The sequence below is a fragment of the Chitinophaga sancti genome, from assembly GCF_034424315.1.
GTDB classification, from domain to species: domain Bacteria; phylum Bacteroidota; class Bacteroidia; order Chitinophagales; family Chitinophagaceae; genus Chitinophaga; species Chitinophaga sancti.
In genome coordinates this window covers 6721740-6741232 of record NZ_CP139972.1, presented here as the reverse complement: position 1 = coordinate 6741232, position 19493 = coordinate 6721740, and the positions used below count along the sequence as shown (strand labels likewise).

General features: G+C 35.0%; 20 protein-coding genes and 1 tRNA gene. 5 read left to right on the top strand and 16 right to left on the bottom strand.

All coding sequences use genetic code 11. The annotated features are described in order from the left end of the window. The 4 genes from U0033_RS26680 to U0033_RS26665 all read left to right on the top strand — a co-directional run bounded on the left by U0033_RS26680 (window position 1) and on the right by U0033_RS26665 (window position 3643). Window positions 1–381 (top strand): hypothetical protein, encoded by a 381-nt coding sequence (locus U0033_RS26680; protein ID WP_072360221.1) that lies wholly within the window; start codon window positions 1–3, stop codon window positions 379–381. Window positions 382–521: 140 nt separating this feature from the next. Then, window positions 522–2084, top strand: coding sequence for a S8 family peptidase (locus U0033_RS26675; RefSeq protein WP_072360223.1), 1563 nt, complete (start codon window positions 522–524; stop codon window positions 2082–2084). Window positions 2085–2211: 127 nt separating this feature from the next. Further along, a tRNA-Gln gene (locus U0033_RS26670) sits at window positions 2212–2282 on the top strand. Window positions 2283–2449: 167 nt separating this feature from the next. After that, window positions 2450–3643 carry a site-specific integrase gene (locus tag U0033_RS26665; protein ID WP_072360225.1) on the top strand — a complete coding sequence of 398 codons (1194 nt, stop codon included), beginning with the start codon at window positions 2450–2452 and terminating at the stop codon, window positions 3641–3643. Window positions 3644–3754: 111 nt separating this feature from the next. Here the strand turns inward: U0033_RS26665 and U0033_RS26660 are convergent, their stop codons facing one another. From U0033_RS26660 to U0033_RS26650, 3 genes are all read right to left on the bottom strand, one after another. Then, window positions 3755–5506: an energy transducer TonB gene (locus tag U0033_RS26660; protein ID WP_072360227.1), complete on the bottom strand. Its 1752-nt coding sequence runs from the start codon at window positions 5504–5506 to the stop codon at window positions 3755–3757. A 99-nt stretch (window positions 5507–5605) separates the two neighbouring features. Further along, window positions 5606–5842: a hypothetical protein gene (locus U0033_RS26655; RefSeq protein ID WP_072360229.1), complete on the bottom strand. Its 237-nt coding sequence runs from the start codon at window positions 5840–5842 to the stop codon at window positions 5606–5608. Between the two features lie 4 nt (window positions 5843–5846). Further along, window positions 5847–6098, bottom strand: a complete 252-nt coding sequence (locus U0033_RS26650) for a hypothetical protein (RefSeq protein ID WP_072360231.1) — start codon at window positions 6096–6098, stop codon at window positions 5847–5849. A 213-nt stretch (window positions 6099–6311) separates the two neighbouring features. Between U0033_RS26650 and U0033_RS26645 the strand changes: the two genes are divergently transcribed. Continuing rightward, entirely contained in the window at window positions 6312–6575 is a 264-nt protein-coding gene (locus U0033_RS26645; protein ID WP_072360233.1) for a helix-turn-helix domain-containing protein, read from the top strand. Here U0033_RS26645 and U0033_RS26640 read toward each other — a convergent pair. From U0033_RS26640 to U0033_RS26580, 13 genes are all read right to left on the bottom strand, one after another. Next, window positions 6572–6907 carry a DUF4160 domain-containing protein gene (locus tag U0033_RS26640; protein WP_072360236.1) on the bottom strand — a complete coding sequence of 112 codons (336 nt, stop codon included), beginning with the start codon at window positions 6905–6907 and terminating at the stop codon, window positions 6572–6574. The two genes, U0033_RS26645 and U0033_RS26640, sit on opposite strands and share 4 nt — an antisense overlap. 22 nt (window positions 6908–6929) lie before the next feature. Next, the gene (locus U0033_RS26635) at window positions 6930–7436 is read right to left on the bottom strand and encodes a phage holin family protein (RefSeq protein ID WP_072360239.1); all 507 of its coding nucleotides are present in this window, start codon (window positions 7434–7436) and stop codon (window positions 6930–6932) included. A 33-nt stretch (window positions 7437–7469) separates the two neighbouring features. After that, complete coding sequence (locus U0033_RS26630; RefSeq protein WP_072360241.1) at window positions 7470–7898, bottom strand: 3'-5' exonuclease family protein; 429 nt, start codon at window positions 7896–7898, stop codon at window positions 7470–7472. Between the two features lie 15 nt (window positions 7899–7913). Further along, a complete protein-coding gene (locus U0033_RS26625; protein WP_072360243.1) occupies window positions 7914–8432 on the bottom strand; it encodes a DUF6712 family protein in 519 nt (172 codons plus the stop codon). Further along, the gene (locus tag U0033_RS26620) at window positions 8425–10332 is read right to left on the bottom strand and encodes a phage portal family protein (protein WP_322518634.1); all 1908 of its coding nucleotides are present in this window, start codon (window positions 10330–10332) and stop codon (window positions 8425–8427) included. The genes U0033_RS26625 and U0033_RS26620 overlap by 8 nt, the downstream gene beginning before the upstream one ends. Window positions 10333–10355: 23 nt before the next feature. Then, window positions 10356–10733: a hypothetical protein gene (locus U0033_RS26615; RefSeq protein ID WP_072366815.1), complete on the bottom strand. Its 378-nt coding sequence runs from the start codon at window positions 10731–10733 to the stop codon at window positions 10356–10358. Window positions 10734–10824: 91 nt separating this feature from the next. Continuing rightward, entirely contained in the window at window positions 10825–11367 is a 543-nt protein-coding gene (locus tag U0033_RS26610; RefSeq protein WP_322518635.1) for a hypothetical protein, read from the bottom strand. A gap of 76 nt (window positions 11368–11443) precedes the next feature. Continuing rightward, entirely contained in the window at window positions 11444–12361 is a 918-nt protein-coding gene (locus U0033_RS26605; RefSeq protein ID WP_322518636.1) for a hypothetical protein, read from the bottom strand. Window positions 12362–12400: 39 nt separating this feature from the next. Beyond that, window positions 12401–12976, bottom strand: coding sequence for an Ig-like domain-containing protein (locus U0033_RS26600; protein ID WP_322518625.1), 576 nt, complete (start codon window positions 12974–12976; stop codon window positions 12401–12403). 68 nt (window positions 12977–13044) lie between these two features. Further along, window positions 13045–13656 (bottom strand): XkdF-like putative serine protease domain-containing protein, encoded by a 612-nt coding sequence (locus tag U0033_RS26595; RefSeq protein WP_322518624.1) that lies wholly within the window; start codon window positions 13654–13656, stop codon window positions 13045–13047. Between the two features lie 13 nt (window positions 13657–13669). Further along, a complete protein-coding gene (locus U0033_RS26590) occupies window positions 13670–16027 on the bottom strand; it encodes a coiled-coil domain-containing protein (RefSeq protein ID WP_326980846.1) in 2358 nt (785 codons plus the stop codon). A gap of 28 nt (window positions 16028–16055) precedes the next feature. Continuing rightward, window positions 16056–18725, bottom strand: a complete 2670-nt coding sequence (locus U0033_RS26585; protein ID WP_326980845.1) for a hypothetical protein — start codon at window positions 18723–18725, stop codon at window positions 16056–16058. A gap of 44 nt (window positions 18726–18769) precedes the next feature. Continuing rightward, window positions 18770–19492, bottom strand: a complete 723-nt coding sequence (locus tag U0033_RS26580) for a hypothetical protein (RefSeq protein WP_072366825.1) — start codon at window positions 19490–19492, stop codon at window positions 18770–18772. Between the last annotated feature and the right edge of the window lies 1 nt (window position 19493).

The following is a 19493-nucleotide window of genomic DNA, read 5'->3' as shown; positions in this document are numbered from 1 at the left end:
ATGTCAGCAAGCAGTGATCAAAGAACGGCGCTTTATTCAAGGATCTTTATTGCCATCTATACGATCCTTATGTTTCCTATAGGCGGTGCCATTCTTTTTTGCGTAAACCTCAGGAACACAGGCCGTTTAAAGAGTATCCCCTTTGTAATGCTGGGAGCTATGGTGTTTGAGTATTTTCACTTTCAAATGATCCTGCATAACCATACCGGCAGAACGGATGTCATCTTTGTTCCCTCCCTTATTTTTGCCTTTTTATTGAGTTTCCCGGCTTGGCGCCTGCTGTTGAGAGGCATTCCTCCCTATAGGTTGTTACCGGCATGGGTACCATTGATAATCATGGCGATCGTGTGGCTGGCGGTAATTGGCTACTTTAACTTTTAACATTTTTAAAGGGTTATAATAGCTAAATTCGACCCTTTATACCCCCTGGATACAGACTACTTTAAAAACAAACATAAAACCTACCCCGGGAGCACATATATTCTATTGAACTGCTACTGTGGAGTCAATGATCAAAGCATATGAGTATTTTCAAAAACGCAGCCATCGCTGCCGCATTGTTACTGTCTGCCTCTATGGTGCATGCACAGCTGCCCAACTGGCAAAATATGGATCTGCAAAAGGATTCCGTTTTCGGTATCAGTGTGGAAAAAGCCTACAACGAGCTGCTGAAAGACAAGAAATCTAACCCAGTAGTTGTCGCCATCATCGACAGCGGTATTGACACCGCTCATGAAGACCTGAAATCTTATCTCTGGGTAAACCTCAAGGAGAAGAGAGGAAATGGTAAGGATGACGACAAAAATCACTATACAGACGATATAAATGGCTGGGATTTCATCGGTTCTGCCAAAGGCAATGTAAGTTATGACAACCTGGAACTAACCCGCCTGGTACGCGCAGGACAGGCACGTTTTGCCAATCCATCAGCAGATACCAACGGTCTCTACCAGTACAAACAACTGCGTGCTAAATACGACCAGGAAATGGAGGAAGCACAGAAGACCCTGTACGGCATTAGCCGTTTCAAGGGCATGCTGGACACGATGGTGGCCAAAATGAACAAGGAGAATCCGACTGCGGCTGATTTCCAGACCTTTGATGCAAGCAATCCTGTAGAAGAGCAGATCAAGCAGGTGGTAGGTCAGCAGCTGCTGCGCTACCCTGATTATAAGAGTTTCAAGGCCAGTGAACTGGATCGCGCCTACGATCATTTTAAAGAGCAGGCAGATTACCAGCTGAACCTGGCGTATGATCCACGTGCTATCGTAGGTGATAACTATGCAAATGTGGATGAGCACTATTATGGTAATGGTGATGTAACAGGCCCGGATGCGGATCATGGTACGCACGTAGCGGGTATCATTGGTGCTGGCCGTAACAATAACCTGGGTATCAATGGTGTGGCAGACAATGTAATGCTGATGTCTGTACGTGCGGTACCGAATGGTGATGAGAGGGATAAGGATGTGGCGAATGCACTGCGTTATGCGGTAGATAATGGGGCGAAGGTGATCAATATGAGCTTTGGTAAGCCTTATTCTCCTAATAAGAAAGCAGTAGACGATGCGGTGAAATATGCGATGTCTAAAGATGTGCTGCTGGTACATGCGGCGGGTAATGATGGAGAGAACACAGATTCAGTGGCGAACTATCCTAACCGTAAATACCTGGATGGTGGTGTAGCAGATGCATGGATTGAAGTGGGTGCTTCTGGTCCGGATGATGATGAGACATTGCCGGCTTCATTCTCTAACTATGGTAAGAATGCGGTGGATGTATTTGCGCCTGGAGTGGCGATTTATTCATCTATTCCGGGGTCTAAGTACGATTACCATGATGGTACGAGTATGGCGGCTCCTGTGGTAACAGGTCTGGCGGCGCTGATCCGTTCTTATTATCCTAAGCTGACGGCTTTGCAGGTGAAGGATGTTATATTGAAATCAGTGGTGAAGATTGAGCATCCGGTAGCGATTGGTGGTGAGAATGGGGAGGCTAAGCAGGTGAAGATGACGGATTTGTGTAAGACGGGAGGTGTGGTGAATGCGTATAAGGCATTGGAGCTGGCGGCGACTTATAAATAAGTAATTTTTGATAGAGAGGAAGCCCCGCTGATATGGCGGGGCTTTTTTTATGGAGAAATTTTTTAAATAAATTTTGGTTTTGTTGGGGAAAGTTATAATTTTGCCCTCCCGAACAACGAATAACTATTGCCTGATAGTATAACGGTAGTACGACAGACTCTGACTCTGTTTGTCTTGGTTCGAATCCAGGTCAGGCAACAAGCTGTAAATCAATTAGTTACAGCAATTTATTTTCAACTTATAATAGGTTCATAATCAATGATTGTGAGCCTATTTTGTTTATACGCCCTCCCTAGCTAATACTTTGTTTCAAAACCTATCTGAAACCTCTCACTCTTTTTCAAAAACCTCACAAACTATTAGTAATGAACATTTTAGAAGTAGATTATAAATTTTGGATGAATAGGTCTAAAACAAACAAATTCGCTAAGACCCCAATATATTTTAGACTATATGTTGGAAAAAATAAGACAGAAATTGCAACCGGTATATTCATTGACTTTAAAAATTGGGATGAAAAACGCGGCAGGATTAATTATAAAGAACCTGATTTTGAGATACTGAATTTAAAAATTGATGAATTACGGGATAAATATAAAGCGGCAGTTAAAAAGTTTGACCATCATAAACAGATAATCACCCCAGAAATATTAAAAAATGAAATACTGGAGAAGGGGTCAATTGGGGAACTCAATGGTTTAATTGAATATTATGACTCCCATCTTAAGAAGCTCACTTCATTAATCGGCAAAGACTACTGTTTTAAAACTGTTGAACGGTATGGGATAACATTAAAGTATCTTGAAGAATTTCTCCATAAAAAATTGAATATCAAAGAACTTCCCATTGCTAATCTGTCCAATAAAATAATTGGTGACTTTGACTTATTCCTCAAAACGGTTAAAAACAATAATCCTAACACGGCTGCAAAAAGCCTAACAAACCTAAAAGCAGTTATTAACAATGCTATTTCAGATGGGGTTATTACTAACAATCCTTTCAAAAGCTATAAAATCAAATTAGCGCCTACAAATGTTGCTTACCTGACAGAAGATGAATTGAGTAAAATAGAGGGAAAAATATTTTCTATTTCAAGACTAGAATTTGTGCGCCGTATTTTTCTTTTTCAATGCTATACTGGTCTGGCATATTCCGATGTATCCAAATTAAAATCAAGCGAACTAATTGAACTGAATGGTAAACTATGGATAGACACCTATAGGGTAAAAACTGAAATACCGGTGAGAGTACCCCTAATTAAAAAGGCGCTTGACATTGTGAATACTTTTGACAGGGATAAGGAATTACTATTCGATGTATATACAAACCAAAAAATGAATAGCTATCTAAAAGAAATTGCTGACTTGTGCGAAATAACCAAAAAACTATCAACCCATGTAGCCCGTCATACATTTGCAACTACTGTCACCCTAGCAAAAGGTATCAGTATAACATCAGTTTCATCAATGTTAGGCCATACAAGCCTTAAAACGACCGCTATTTACGCAAAGGCGGTACCATTAACAATACAAAAAGAAATGGCAAATTTGGATCTATAAACAATAAGAAAAGGGGGCTGTAATGGCCCCCTAATTGTTGTAGGTTAAATATTGATGAATTAGATTCCTTTTATAAAATCTTCACCTGCATAAAATAGATAATTACAATTATTATAGCTCAAACCTAAAAGGAAAATTAACTTCTTCTTTTATTGGTTTTCCATCTTTAATTGCTGGCAACCAATTGGGCATTCCTTTCACTAACCTTAATCCTTCTTCTTCGAGGCCGCCACCTAAATGAGAAGTCGCAATGGGAGCAATGATTTTACCTGTTTCATCCACATAAAATTTGATGTTCACAGTACCTTTAATTCCCCTTTCTTGTGCTTCCCTTGGATAATGCATATTGAGCGAGTATTTTCTTAAACCAACATCTCCTCCCGGAAAAGAGGCATGTCTATCTATTGCTTTTGTATTATTAGGTTCAGAGCTTGGGGTCCAATTATACTCTGCAATTTTGTTAATATAATCAGCATCTCCAAAAAATGCTATGGACTTAATATTTGCTTGTTGTTCAATTACCTTTTCAATACTATACATTCTATTAGCACCTGATTTTACTATACCTGTACTTACAGTGGTAAAATCTAAAGTATAAATGCAATAAACAGTCCGGTTCGTGTTTTTGAAGTACCTGTTAGTTATTTCTTCCGCCTTCCCTTCATCCATGGGTATATCTAACTCTTTACTTATATTTTTGCAGAATACCCTAAATACCCTACTTTCTCCGTTTATTTCACTTTCAAGTTCAAATCGGAAGTTATTTTCCACTCCATCGGTTTTGAATGAATGATTATTGAAATCGTATTCACTAAACTGAACATTTGAAAAATAAATGAATCCATCTTTCTTAGCAGTTAGACTTTTTATTGAATCTAGTTTTAATTTTGCATTCTGTATCGCTCTCCTTTTTTTAAATTCATCCAATTCTCCTTGTACAGGTTCGAAATTATTAATGTAACCAATAACAACATTTTCAGAAATATTATCTACAGATTGTAAATACGATTTAAACAGCGCCATCTTACTAATTACATTTTGATTGGGTAATTCAATCTCATGACTAATTATAGCATTTTTCAGATTAATAACTATATCATAGTTTTTTCCATTTAGAGTTGTTGTTACAAGTGTGTATCCTCTATTTCCATCAATATTTATTTTTTTGACAATTGTAGTTAAATTAAAACGACCAGTAAGTTTGCCACTTCTTTCTGGCATATTTGGCCAAAAATCACTGTACACATATTCGTAACTCCATACATCACCTGAAGGTTTATGTGAAGGGTTATTTATTAAAATGGTATCGCCAGCTTTTAATTTAATTGCACCACCAAATAAGGTTAATTCATCATGTCCTTTAGGAGGTGGATTTTTGTCGACTGTAGTTAAAGCTAAAGATTCGTTGAAATCATTCTCTGAAAAGCTGAATTTTGGTGGGGTGCTATTAGTTTTCTTATAAACACCATCTGGACTTATGTTTGTTGTCTCAAAACCAGAAAATACAATAGATCCTGCGCCAAGTTTTGTACTAATTTTAGCAGATGCCTGGGAAAATTGAATGACCAACGTATCTGAAGTATTGTTCTCAGGATTTTCAGATACATCAATTATAGTATTACCGGTTAGGTTGACTTTGCCGTATGTGTTCCCAATCCTTGAACCCGGTGTTAAACCACCATAATTCCATATTTCATAAAAAATGGTATCCTTTTTTTGTTTAATTAATAGTAAAGGAGAATATTTATCCTTGGTGATGGAATAAGTACCTGTATAGTTAATTCCTTGTGAATACCCGGATTTATGTAATGGTAAAATAAATAGAAATGTGAGCAAATATTCAAACCTTATAAATCTGTTCATATAGTATAGCAAATTTTTATCGAATTAATATTGTATAATCTCTTTATCTACTGATGAAATAATTTTTCACTCTTTTTCTTCTATAATTTTTGTTCACTGTTAATCAATGTTCAAATCTTTGAAAAACATTGTTTCTACTCCATTATTTATTTCGGCATACACTTTTTTATTTTCTTCTTCAACTATAACTACTAGAGCAATACGCCCGTTCCAGCAATACACTTTGTTACCAATTACGCCTTCCATTCTAATTTTCTCTGGAAATTTTGTGTGCTCCTTTAAAAATGCGAATGCGTAACGTCTTCTTTGGTCTGGTGTTAATTTAATTACAATCATGAATCTAAATTTGTTTAAGTGTGGGCATGGGTGAAGGAACATCAGATACAAAACCACCAACTACTGCACCTACAAAATTGAACATCATCAATTTTTCACCCTCGACTAGCATATTAATCGCGTCAAACAATTTTTGGGTATTGAGTTTATTAGTGTGGTAGATTGTCTTTAAATCCGGAATTCTAGTTGTGTTTACGTGGAATTTACCGGCCAACATAAGTAGAACATCATCTTGGGGAAGTGGTGTTGTAATCATGGTGGTTGTGTTTATAGTCCAAGACCAATACAGGTTTATTCGATAAGGGATTATCCAACATAAGGGTCATATTATGATTTTTTGAGTATTAGCACTGCATTCTCTGGCAAATATAAGAAAAAGGAAATAAAAAGCCGTTTATTCACACCACTAAAATAAACACCCATGTTTTAGACGGTGGTTTAAAACGCGGCTTTTGCTGATTTTAGCTAAATGAAAGGCGCAACGGATAAGGATAAAATCAAATTAGAAGCTAAACAAGCTGCAATCTACAAGAAGATTGGGGCAAGGATTAAGCAATTGCGCAAAGAGAAGGGGTATTCCAGTTACGAGGATTTCGCTTATGAAAACGATATAAACCGTTCCCAATTTGGTAAATATGAACGTGGGGCTGATATGCGAATAAGTACTTTAGTCAAAATTTTGGATGCCTTAGATGTTGATTTGAAGGAATTTGTGAAAGGGATGGAGGATTAACTACGACTTTGTTTGATAGTCTTTTTTTCCCAAAATATTTCAAACCGTCCTTTATGTTCAGCATGGAATTTTTTAATTCTCTTTAAATCAGGACTGGAAACATTACCATCAACAACTTCACAATTATCAATTCTGAAACTGGCATTTACCCTACCATCTTTTGTTTTAACGTGAAAATGCGGGGGATTATGGTCATTGGTATACATTTCAAAAATCAATCCTTCATACCTCCCTACTCCCTCCCGGATATGTATAATTAGTCCATCCTCCCCTATACTGGTTCCATAAATATAATTCCATAACAGACGGTCAAGGGGTAAGTAATTGGTCATAAACAAGTTTTGATAAAGATACTCATTTCTTTATTTCCACCTTATCTACCTTATCTTCAGCTATATCCAATGTCTTCTCCTGTATTTTATTGGATAGTTTTATTAGCCTGGAAATGAAAGGTAATTCAGGTCTAAGTACCGCTATGTTTTCAAGAATAGATGTAAGCTCATAGGTTGATACACACATAGTTACTACCAGCACCATATAGAAGGATTCGTATTTAAAAGCAGATTTAACCACTAGTTCCAGAATGAATACAGCAATGAGCATAATAAGATAAAGGGCAATCTTTTCAATCAATCCCTTCCTAAGTATACGAGATTTAAAAAGCTCTCCTTTTTTCATGCTGGCTGGAATGCCGGTAGCTACATCCATAAAGGTTAAAGCTATGATACAGTATATATAAGTGTGGATTCCGGCAAAGAATAACCAGATAGCAACGAGTAGTTTTAATACATTATTCCAAAGGGAGGCACGAATGGTATTGTCAATAATCTTTCTGATTATGGTAAGGGCATAGGGATACATTTTATATTTTAAATAGTTCGCATGTGTTTAGAATTATAAATTTGTTGGAATTCCACACTCATTTAAAGGCAAGAATAACTGTACATTAATGCCTAACACTACACCTGCTGTTATGTCACCCGTTGATTGTCTAAATGGTTGAATTGAAGGACTAACCGAACTAATATCATCATTGTAAGTAAGATACGTTATAAAATCCTTAGCAATCTCCATACAATTACTAATGGCAGAATGTTCCGTTTCAGGAATTTCCAGTTTCATTAAATCTGATACGGTAATAGTATAATTGTGATTTATGTACTTTCCAGATACAGTAGAATTATTATACTGGATGTTAACGGAATAGTAAAGTTTATCTGGTATTGCTACATAATCGGTCAAATCACCATATACACAATGATTAACCTGTTTGTGTTTGTTGAAGAAGTTTAAAAATAATATTCTCAATTGGGTTAACGTCATTCATATGTTTTATCTTTAATTATTACACTGTTGTCTGTTTATAAAATGCCAACCTGTACCTGGTGTAGTAACATTGGTATCAGTTGGCTTATTGATTAACTTATTGTCATGCAAGTATTTAATCAATGCCACCTTATAAGCAGTTACTTTATTATTGTGGTAATTCTTCACCGTTTCAACCTCACCTGATTGTAGTGATATAGCTGAAGTATCTGTATATTTCAACAACCCCTTATTGGTTAACTTATAAGTACTGTTCATAATTAATTCTTGAATAGTTGCATGAATCAGGTAGGGTGAAATATATTCACTTATCAACTTTTTCATATTGTCAGGGATGATATAAGTTTCATCCTGTATTGACTGGTTAACTTCATTTATGACTTGGCTATACAATTCATCCCCTAATACTGGTCTAAGGCTAATAAACTGCACATCATATATAGATAGTGAAAGAATATGACTATCAACATTTAATTGAACAATAGACAATTCCTTTATTTCCTTTTCACTTATTAGTATAATTTTATCCATTAGTTGTGTTTTTTCGTTTTAACATTACTTGCTGAAATTTGTGTCTACAGTGAACCTTTGTACTGTCTGTTCCTGCATGCTTCCAAAATCCACCACAATGAGTGAATACATCATATCCAAAAATTCCAGACATGGTTTGAATGTCTTCCCTTGAATAGTATTTATTATTCTCTACCAGCTTAATACAGAATCCCCTACTGGTCGGAATTAATATATCACCATCTGCTTCAGGTCGTTTAACATAATCGTACATAGTAAGTATAGTTCCGGTATCTGGTAAATCGGCTACCTTATCTGGCTTAATGCTGATTCTGCCTTTATCGTTAGTTTCAACTTGTATAATGCCTGCTTTTGATAACTCATTCAATGTATCTTCTAAATCAGGAGTAGTAATATCAATATCCTTTTGTTCTTTTAATAAGTCTTTAATCTCATCGAGTGTAAGGTTTGATATATCATTGTCTAGTGCCCATTGAGCAATATCGCTTTGATTGTTAAATTGAAGTTCTTTCTGTCTGGCATCTTCAGCATTAAAAACAAACTTCCCATGCTTAACTATTTCAAATTCACCTTTATGGTTGCCTAAGTGTTTAATCTTTTCGAAGTCTTCAGGTTGCAAAGAATGTTTTACCCAATCAGACTTTTTTTTTATTTCTTCTTCAGGTTGTGGTGTATTGAATGTGTTATTGGGTACTGGATCTGCTAACAGTCTGTCACCATTCTGTATAGGTTTCATTCCCGCAATAGCCCTTAATTCATTGATAGTGAAAATCTTTTCCCTTGTAGCATCAGCCAATTGAGTTTCAAACAATGGCTTATCAGTGAAGGATAAGTTGTCAGTAACTAAAGTTGAATTTGCAAACAATTGATTGAAAGCAGACGTTAATTCTGCTATCTTATTACGGATATATGTGTTCTTAAAGATTTGATAAGCTGTTTCTAATTCAGTCGCTCCTCCTAATTGTCCTTCAGTCTTGATACCCATGAGCATCGGGTTATTAATAGAATGCCCAATTAGTATATCATTTTGTACTTGTGTGGATACTGCTGAATATGCCTTATCCCATTCGTTAGGTGAAATATTTTTAACTTCTGCTGGCTTTCCTTCTAATGACTGGAAATCGAGGATTATTTTTTCCCCGGTCTCTCCTGAATAACTATCCTTAATATCCTTAAGGATCTGTCTCTTAACTTCTTCATCAACATTGCCGCCCATAAAGAAAGTGATAAGAGTAGAAACACTAAAGTGGCTTTTAATATTGTTTAAGTTAAATGAACGAATAGCAATATCCGTAAGGATAGATTTTATACAACCTGAATATTCTGGTAAGGGATATGTGTTGTTATTGCTTGGAAAGTAACCATCAAAGAAGAATAATTTACTGTTGCCTTCTGAATTGGTAGGCGTAAATCTGTCAAATACTATATCGGACTTTTTAAATTTCCAATCCTCACTATACCAAAATTTATTTTTAATTCTATTTGTTCTGATATTCTGTGCTGGACAATGGTGATATTCAACAGGTTCCCCAAATGAATTATATGTTACTTCGACACAGAAATAATTGAATAATAAATAATCTTTGATACACTTGTTGATGAATTCGTTAAAGCTATCAGAAGGGTTAACATTAATATTTACTTCATTCCCACTAACATATTTCAAACCATCACCAAAAATATAAGTACCTTTTGCGTTTATGATTGCCTGATTAATCGGAGAATCAGCATAGAGTTTTAGTAAGAATGCAGGATAGTTATTATCCAACCCATAATTAACTTGCCTATCATCACTGACAAATTTATCTTCAGTTGGCGATGGAATATTATAGGTGAAATTTAAAACTTCTTTCTTATTTGTTGATTGGGGTTTTATTTGAACTTCTCTTTTTGTCCTCATTCATGCGCTTTCTATTTTAAATATTAGCGCTTTACATAAACCTTAAAAGTTGGCTTAGTTTCATCTTCATCAGGTAGGGAAACAAAATTAGTATCGGGTTCTATTATTGGATTTTTGATTGTAACCAGGCCAATTTCTAAAATCTTCTCTTGTTCAACATCTTCAAAGATTTCATATAAACCAAGTCCTTCATTCAGTCCTTGTAAAAAAGATGATACTATAATAAACGAATCATAGCGTTTTGGGAACAATGACATATTTACACCCAATGGGAAAACAACTTCTTTAAAATCAAATTGAGTTTTCACACGCATAAAAAGTTCTGGTGTGTCTGAAGTAATCAATGGGGTCACATTCAAAATTAACTCATTGGATTGTTTGGATAGGTCTAGCAATAACATTAAACATAAAATAAAAAGCCCAACAATAAATTATTGGGCCTTGATAACAATAAAAAATAAAAAATAGTAATGAAAACGAACAGAAAAAATATTAGGATGCAGGTGCAGTAATTGTTGAGATTAATGAACTATCAACTTGTTGTATTAACTTTGTATCAGTACCGGTAAAGGTTAAAGTATGCCCGATTAAATCTGCTTCAGCTGTACCAGTACCTCCTTCTAAAGCGGAAAGTTCCATCTGACCGTTTAAACCAGCTGCATAATACTTACCGGTTTTAGTTCTGATTACAATTGCAACTTCCTGATTCATCACTGATTCAATGAAAGTTTTGTTCTCTGTTGTAAGGTCAGATAAAACTAATGTAAAGGTTTGGGTCATATAAGACGTACCAGTTTGAAGATTCTTATTTAAAGTCTCATTCAAAACAGCTGTATTTTTCAACAAACCTACAGGAACAAATTGTTTAGCAGTGACAATATTAATATCACTTATTAAACCTGCCGTAGATACAGTATAAGTGCTTCCGTTTGTTTCAACCAGGTCTGCGTAACGGATTATGTATAAGTTTTGAACACCGGAAATCTTATTTTCACCACAACTCTTAGCGAGTGCAATTATGGATTCACATGCCATTAAATAATTTTAGAAATTTTATAAAAAATGAAGGGAGGGGTTAAACTCCCTTCATAATAGGGTTAACGAATTATAATCAAGCTGGGGATAAATCAGCATAACCTACTTCACTTGCAATTGGATAAACAACACTCACGCCTAAACTGTAGTGAATATCGGCATAGTGCTGTTCTGTTTCGATTGAATATTTCAAAGATGATTTTGTTACATCACTTTCTAAATCCATCCCCAACTGCAAATTACTAAGACGAATTGATACTATCTTGTAAGGACTAGAATTCAATCCAGATACCGGAACTAAAGTTGTTGTTGTTCCGAATAATTTGAAATCGTCAGTCGGCTTAAAGATATTTTTGTTTGCTAATTCCATCAAATACAAATCATATAAAACTTCAGAAATGAAAATTCTAAAATCAGATTGCTTTCTAATCTTAATAGGCGTTTTAGAATTTGCTTCCTGTAATTGAGCTAAAACGGATGTTGCAGTTGAATCAATATTAGTATAAGTACCAGAAGTTACTTGTTTTAAAATACCGTTAAAGTAAGACAATTGACCAGTTATGGTAGTATCACCATTCCATAAAAGGTTTTCATTTGCTTCAGCTATAGCTTGAACTCTTGAATCCATAATGTACTGTGCAAATGCTGCATCCCAACCTTCAGTTTCAGGGTCTTGACCAGCTTTTAACGCCCACGCATAATATGTATTGATTAAAGTCTTGGTGCATATATTCTCAACGCTTTTTAATGGTTTAGTGGTTAACATAGTATTTGACAAAATAGTTGTACCGGATGGAGTTCTACCACATGTACTTCCATCTTGTATAACGGTATTGCTATCTAATTTAAGAATAGGTGCAGTACCTTTAGTAAATTGCACATTACCAGAATCAAGCAATAATTTTGCCGTCTGTGCATTTCCTACAGCTTTGCTACTGATGGTACGGCTATTCAATTCGATGTATTGGGATAAATTGGTTATATCAAATGACATTCATAAGTTTCTTTTTTAAATAGGGGGGATTAACAAAAATTATTTTTTCATCAGCTTAATCACGTCCATCAATTTGTCATGATTATCTGTTTTTGTTTTGGTTGATTTGGTTGTTTTGGAAAATTCAGCTGGTAACTTTGCTACTTTATTAATAGTATCGGTAAGGGTTTTAACTTCTTTGCTGAACTTTTGCATTTCTTCCTTTGTAGCAGAATCACTTACACTACCTGTCAATTGTGCTAATATTTCTTTAATAGATTCTACTTCAGCTTTAATTGCAGCAGTTTCTTTTTGTAATTCTTCAATAGCTACTTTATTATCATCAGGTGCAGGTGTATCTTCAGTTGGGGTTTCGTTTGCTAATTCTTCAGGTTGTTCTTCCCCTTCAATGGATGCAATAACGCCATCCTTAACAGTAAATTTGAATCCATCTTCTAATTCGTAGTCACCATCAGGCGCTACATTTAATGACCCATCAGCGTTTATTAATTCTACTTTACCACCTACAACCCTATCTGAAATATTTAACTGGTCAGAAGAATAGACACCATCAAACTTTTCTGTTTTAAGATTTGTTAAGGCTTTAAGCAATTCTTTTTTTAACTCTTTCAACATTTAAATGCTTTCTCTTTTAAATATTGATGAGAATGATTTTTTGAAATAACAGGAAACAAAAAAGCCGGTCAAAAAACCGGCTTAGAATAGAGGGAATTAAATTTCTTTAGTATAGCAATTAAATCTTCATCAGTAGTGGATTTGTCATGTTTAACCTGGCTGTCTGAAAATTGGAATAATCCCTCCACAGAAAAGCCCTTCAATTTACCTGATTTTATATCCTGCCAAACTGTATTATCTGTTACCTTCATACCCACTATCCAACTACCATCAGGAACATCAATTCCTTTCGGTGATTTGATACCTTTATCATCATCTACTATATATGATTGAAAAATGTAAGAATGTGCAGGTATATCGGTGTGTGATATATTGGTATTATTAGCAAAGTTCTTTTTAAAAAACACTTGGGCAATTTGCCTAATCGTCTCCTTACTAAAAAAAACATTGTATTCTGCTCCTGTATTCTGTTCCTTTCTATATATCTCAATATCAGGTATCATAGCAGGGCCGATTAATTCTTGCCTTTCGTCATCATAGGAGAATTGAAGTTTTGTATGTTCATTAAATGCAAAGAAGTTTTTTTCTATTGCAGGTTTATCTACAAGTGCTACAGCGGAAACAAATGAATCTTCGTTTTCGTCTATAAATATTTCATAGGTAGGTATATCTTTTTTCATTGGTTTTTAAAATTTAATATGTGGATAGGCTGTTAAAAAATGTTGATTTTTGTTCATTGTTCTTTAAATCCTTATCGGTAATGTATGCTCTAACTGTTGTGTCTGCCTGATTAATTACACGGACATCTTGTGGTGTAGTGCTTTGACTTAATGAGGATGTATTAATTACAGGTGCAGAAGCAGATGTAATTGAAGATGTAGAAACAGATGGTGCAGAACTGGAAGATGAACCTGCAATCTGTACCGCAAGAATTTTCTTTACATTGGATAGACCAGCGGCAACAGCAGCGGCAGCACTGACAGCACCTAATATAATACCATATGGCCCACCCGCTTCTAAACCATTTTTGTAGGCAAGCATGGCACTTTCATATGTACGTATTAAGGTAGCAGCAGCAGATAAACCTTTTTGTGCAATAGTATTTTCACCCGCTAATTCCGCTACACTTGACATTAAATCGGCAGAAGCATTTGCTATTTGTTGCTTCTGTTCAAACTCTGCCTTATCTAATGCTTTGTTGGCTTCAGTACGTTGACGGTTAATATCTAATAGCTTCGCGTTGTGGTCGGCTGTTAATTGTTCAATCTCAGCATTCTGTTCACCTAATTGCTCCTTCTTCAAATCATAAGCAGCATTTTCTGCATCTTGTTGGGCTGCTAACACCGCTAATGTCTTCTCCTTCCTTTGGTCAGGTGTATCACTATCAGATATGGTATTTTCAGATGTGGTTTTTGTAAGTTGAATATTTGCTTTAACATTAACATCATTCAAACCTGATTCTTTAGATACAGCAGCTAATTCACTTTTCCTTCTGGCTTCAATTACTTCCTTCTCTTTATCCGTAGCAGTTTTTAATAAGTTGTCATAAAATTTATTAATCTCTAATTCCTTCTGCTTATAGGTATCTAAGTTCTTACTAGTTCTATCTGTTAATGCCTGGCTAATCTGGTCATCATACTTTTTATTTATCTCAACTTTTTGATTATTATACTTAGTAGTTAGATTGCTAGTATCTTGACCGTATTTTTCATAGGTTTCTTTCTTCTTATCATAATCTAATTGAAGGCTGGATAATTCTTTATCCCTAGCATTCATATTTAGTTGAAGAATATCCTTTTGATTTTCTTCTTCGTTCTTTTTAATCTCATCTAATGCACTCTTACGTTCATTAGCTGCTTTTTCGGCAGCTGCTTTAGCTTTTGCATCAGCTTTATCTTGGTCTGCTTTTAATTTATCAGCCTTCTTTTTGTTTTGCTGACCTTCCCAAACAGCCAGATCCAGTATTGCCTTCTTCTGTTCATCACTTCCTTCCTTCTCCTGTTTGATGCGTAATTGTAACTGCTCCTTCTGTAAACTTAATACCTCAATACCATTAGCAGCATATATCTTTAATGCAGCATCTAATTCATCTGCACGTTTCTTTGCTGCTTCACGCGCTGCTTCATCTGCTTGTTTCTTCCTTTGATTATTGTATTCACTCTGTACATTACCGACAACATCAAATCCTTTCTTCATGTCCTCCACAGCACCCTTGAAATCACCTTTTACAATATCAATAAGTGCTTTAATTGGAGCTATGGCATATTGAACTACAGCATTACCCAAACCGATTACAAAGGATTTAACTTTATCAAATGTTTCACCAGCTTCACCAAGTCCAGGTATTAGTTTCTTTACGGATTCTTTAATTTCATCAAAGTTGGCAATAAGATAACCTACAGCTAATACTATTGCTGTAATGCCCAAAGAGGCTAAGGCAACTTTCAACCCCTTCATGGTTGTAGTCGTAGCAGTAGTTGTTGCTGCAACGCCTTCCTCTGCGACTGATACGCCTCTTAGCGATAAAATCAACCCTTTAATATAGTCATTCGCGTCTTGGAAGGAATTCAGTGCATCTACTATACCAGAAATAGCCTGTAATTTTGCCACTGCTTCTGCTGCTGTATCACCTGAAACTCCTACTAATTCTAAACCACCTGCAACACCTTGAACTGTAGATGCTAATAAAGATGCAGCCTTAACAGCACCGTTGAGGCGGTTCCCGACATCCGCCGCAGCAACGGCTCTTCCCAACACCTCCATCTGATCTGTGAGACTGGCAATTGTCCTTACTGCTTGATTGTATTCTTCTGTATTTTCCTTCCCGGCTTGTGCTAATGCTAATGCAGCTTCACGGGCTTCTTTAAGTTGTTGTTTGAAACTCTTTACAGAATCAGTAGGAATATTAACATCAGGTTGAATAGGGGTATTATTAATGTCGTTGACACTATTTTGTATATTCCTTACACCATCTATAGCAGGTTGTAAACCACTTGCATCACTTTGTACTTCTAATATTATCCTCTGACTATCATTTGTATTATCTGCCATTAACGATTTTATTCTTTAAATAGCCGCATCAGAAAGATATTCTTTGTAGGGTAACAGTAGTAATTACTTCTGATTCCGTGTATTCTAAATTTAAAATCTTGAAATATGCATGACCATATTGCCCCATATTAATAAATACAGGTACACGCAAATCTAAATTGGTAATATCTACAGCATTCAAATTAACTCCAACTTCAAATGTTGTCAAATTGATATTGGTTAGTTCGGAAGTCTGATTGATGTAGTATGTATTATACAGGTTCGGTACATTAACATATTCACTTCCTGCTAAAAAATATACTTCTTTAGGGTTGCCAAAATTTAATGAAGTTAATGGTGTTAATTTCTTTGGTGTCACTCCATCGGATTCATATGGGGTATTTGGATTCCTAGCTATGGGGTCAAACCAGTACATAGAAACATTTGCATACCAATTACTACTATATACATCAGTTTTACCCCAAGTGGTAGTAGTGGTATCAAATGTGTCAATGCCTACAGTATAAGTGTTAGTTGCAAATATTCCATTGTAATAAAGTACCCTAATATTTGTACTTACTGGTGATTTAGCTGAAATACTTGTTCCCCCCTGAACTAACATAGGATATACACGTCCACCTGTACTAAAAGATACTTGTGGTGATGCGCTGAAGACAACTTTTACTTCCTTATTATCTGTTATACCTAAACCATCTGTGAATGTTAGAGTACTATAATTCTCTGCATACTTTGTTTTATAATTCTTATTCAGATAATCATTGCTATCATCAGAATAAGTGAATGTGTAGTTTTTGGGAATTGAAAGATTAGATGTTCCTTTTATTTTTGAACTGTAATCTATCTTATTCGTCCAATCTAAAGCAGTGTTCTTTATATTTTCGATATCTGCCAATGCATAGAAGTCATCATAAGTTTGAAAGATAAAATGTTTGGGATTGTCAAGGGTATTAGATACATATAGGTTAAACATATTGATTACTGACTTAACAAAATCGAACATTTTAATTCCTTCCGGTGGTGTTGGTACTATTTCATCACCAAACGTTACATCCACAGTAAACAAAGTACTATCATCTTTACTAAATGACAATGCAGCAGATGTAATTGTAGGAGAAGAATAATAGGCAGAAACATTAGCAACACCAAATACAGTACACGCTATTCTCACCTGTAATTGTTCAGTGGCATTATATGTAGTTTCAGGTACAATGAAGTCAGCAGTGAAGTCTAGGGTTTGATTATCATTAACAGTGAATTTCTGTTCAGCTACAACGGTGAACTTATCGTTATTTATAATTGTTGATGTGCTATAATCACGCTTTACCAATTGAACAGAAACATTTTCAGTTCCTGGATTATTCCCCGTTATGCTCCCTGACACTTGTACTCTACCATCAGAGGTGAATGTGCGTTTGGCATATAGCAAATTATGTTCTCTGTTGGGGCTTGCGGGACTACCATCACCATATTGTACAGGTGCATAGTCAGTTAGATAGGTATTGTCTTGGGTATCCCACCTAACAGGGAAGTAAATCATCATATTGTTCTGGTCATATCCCTTATTATAACTACCTGTCTGTGAAGTTGATTTATTATATAATGCTCTATTCTCTTTTGTGCTTACTGTGAGTTTTTCTTGTGAATTTGGTATCAGTAATGAATTGAATCTATTTATAAAATCAGCACTACCTTTTATCTCATAGGTGTAACCGGCAAACTTGAATATCCTATCAAAATATTCCTTTACCCAAATAGCAGGACGGAAATTTTGCAATTTGATATTTGAATAATCAACGTTTAGTTCATTGTTGGTATACTTCTCACCGTAATCAATGAAGGGGTAAACATATCCGCTACCTAAACCATAGTAAGTTGAATAGAATGTGTTAGTTGTTGTATTATACCTTTCATATTGGCCTAGAATAGTAGTACCTGTATTCCAGTCTTTAAAATCGCCTTGGCTACCTCCAATATTATCTGTTGTATAATGGTGTTTAAGGTCTGAAAAATCCAAATCTGATATTAACGAATCACCCAATGAAGATACAAACCCTTTAAACTTACCAGCAATACTAACAGTGTAAGTAATATTGCCTTTCTCATCAATAGTAAAATCCTGAACATACAGATTCCCCTGAAGAATTAAATAATTGTCTTCATATACTAAACAATCTACAGTTCTCAATGGTGCATAGTTAAAGAACAATTTATTGTTGATGGATTCATCAGCGTATCTGTTATTGTGAAACAGGTGTCCTAATATCTGATTGTTAGTTTGAGTTCCTTTGAGGGTAATTGTTTTGGTAGCAGGGTTTTTCCTGTTGCTTATGTCGCTAATATCGGACACAGCAAATACGGTAGACAATTGAATATCTTCAACATCTAATTTTCCGTAGTTGGTAATGGTATCTTCCAGGCTACTATAAATAGCCCAATTAGCCGCATCATAATAATTTACGGGAATACTACCGTCAATGGTTAACTGATAGTAATGGAAGTATGAAAAATAAGTGCTGGACAATATCTTATAATAATTACCTTGGAATTTAAGGTACTGACCGGCACTTATTGACATTGAAGAATCTGTAGTTCTGATTGCTACAATGTTAGTGGGATTAACATTTACATCATTTACTCCTGAATATAAAGGTGCTGTTGTTGGTGCCTTTGAAGTTTCTAAAACATAAATTGAATACATTGATTCGTTTTATGTTTTAAATACTTGCATCTATGCTTAATCTCTTATAGGGTCATTAGTCTATTATTGACGTATTTAACCAAAACAACAAATTTCTTATATACTTCCTCATATTTTTTAGATAGTTCATCAGATGTTTTTTTGCTGGAAGCATAAGCATCTGATAATAATTTCGTTTTCAATTCATATGATTGAATGTCTGTAGCTTTTTCTAGTTTTAGTTCACCAAATCTAAATATTCCCTTTAAATCATTTAGCCCAAGTAATAAAGTTTGTTGAAAATCATGAACAGATAAGTCCAAACCACCTTGCATTTTAACGAAATCTTGGTTATTAACAAATAATAATAGCTTTGCATCAGCTAGGTCTTTTTCATATAATCTTCGATTAATTTCTATATCGATATTATCAATTTCTTTATAGCTTTCAAGATTGTAGGTATATAACTGTACTCTTGCCATATAAAAAAACCACGCCGAAAATTTTTCAACATAGTTGATTAACGCATTATGTTCAGCCGTTTTTATATTTATCTTATGTTGATTTTCAATTGACAACTTTGATTTTAAGATTTCCGTTTCATTTGTCAAGTTGTTTTTAATTTCCTCAACAATTTTTGTAATTTCACCTATATCCTCTTTTGTAGCTTGATTCGTCTGTTTGGCTTCTTCATATTTTGTTCTCAATCCAAGAAGTAAAAACACATTTACAAGGGTTACAACAAATGTTAGAACCATTGGAATTGTGAGAAATTGTTGTGCAGTCATA

Coding starts and splice junctions, on each gene's coding strand:
- U0033_RS26585 (WP_326980845.1), bottom strand. CDS start 18,725: ATGTATTCAATTTATGTTTTAGAAACTTCAAAGGCACCAACAACAGCA.
- U0033_RS26675 (WP_072360223.1), top strand. CDS start 522: ATGAGTATTTTCAAAAACGCAGCCATCGCTGCCGCATTGTTACTGTCT.
- U0033_RS26640 (WP_072360236.1), bottom strand. CDS start 6,907: ATGACCAATTACTTACCCCTTGACCGTCTGTTATGGAATTATATTTAT.
- U0033_RS26610 (WP_322518635.1), bottom strand. CDS start 11,367: ATGGCATGTGAATCCATAATTGCACTCGCTAAGAGTTGTGGTGAAAAT.
- U0033_RS26655 (WP_072360229.1), bottom strand. CDS start 5,842: ATGATTGTAATTAAATTAACACCAGACCAAAGAAGACGTTACGCATTC.
- U0033_RS26625 (WP_072360243.1), bottom strand. CDS start 8,432: ATGGATAAAATTATACTAATAAGTGAAAAGGAAATAAAGGAATTGTCT.
- U0033_RS26580 (WP_072366825.1), bottom strand. CDS start 19,492: ATGACTGCACAACAATTTCTCACAATTCCAATGGTTCTAACATTTGTT.
- U0033_RS26660 (WP_072360227.1), bottom strand. CDS start 5,506: ATGAACAGATTTATAAGGTTTGAATATTTGCTCACATTTCTATTTATT.
- U0033_RS26665 (WP_072360225.1), top strand. CDS start 2,450: ATGAACATTTTAGAAGTAGATTATAAATTTTGGATGAATAGGTCTAAA.
- U0033_RS26645 (WP_072360233.1), top strand. CDS start 6,312: ATGAAAGGCGCAACGGATAAGGATAAAATCAAATTAGAAGCTAAACAA.
- U0033_RS26605 (WP_322518636.1), bottom strand. CDS start 12,361: ATGTCATTTGATATAACCAATTTATCCCAATACATCGAATTGAATAGC.
- U0033_RS26635 (WP_072360239.1), bottom strand. CDS start 7,436: ATGTATCCCTATGCCCTTACCATAATCAGAAAGATTATTGACAATACC.
- U0033_RS26680 (WP_072360221.1), top strand. CDS start 1: ATGTCAGCAAGCAGTGATCAAAGAACGGCGCTTTATTCAAGGATCTTT.
- U0033_RS26630 (WP_072360241.1), bottom strand. CDS start 7,898: ATGACGTTAACCCAATTGAGAATATTATTTTTAAACTTCTTCAACAAA.
- U0033_RS26590 (WP_326980846.1), bottom strand. CDS start 16,027: ATGGCAGATAATACAAATGATAGTCAGAGGATAATATTAGAAGTACAA.
- U0033_RS26650 (WP_072360231.1), bottom strand. CDS start 6,098: ATGATTACAACACCACTTCCCCAAGATGATGTTCTACTTATGTTGGCC.
- U0033_RS26620 (WP_322518634.1), bottom strand. CDS start 10,332: ATGAGGACAAAAAGAGAAGTTCAAATAAAACCCCAATCAACAAATAAG.
- U0033_RS26595 (WP_322518624.1), bottom strand. CDS start 13,656: ATGAAAAAAGATATACCTACCTATGAAATATTTATAGACGAAAACGAA.
- U0033_RS26615 (WP_072366815.1), bottom strand. CDS start 10,733: ATGTTATTGCTAGACCTATCCAAACAATCCAATGAGTTAATTTTGAAT.
- U0033_RS26600 (WP_322518625.1), bottom strand. CDS start 12,976: ATGTTGAAAGAGTTAAAAAAAGAATTGCTTAAAGCCTTAACAAATCTT.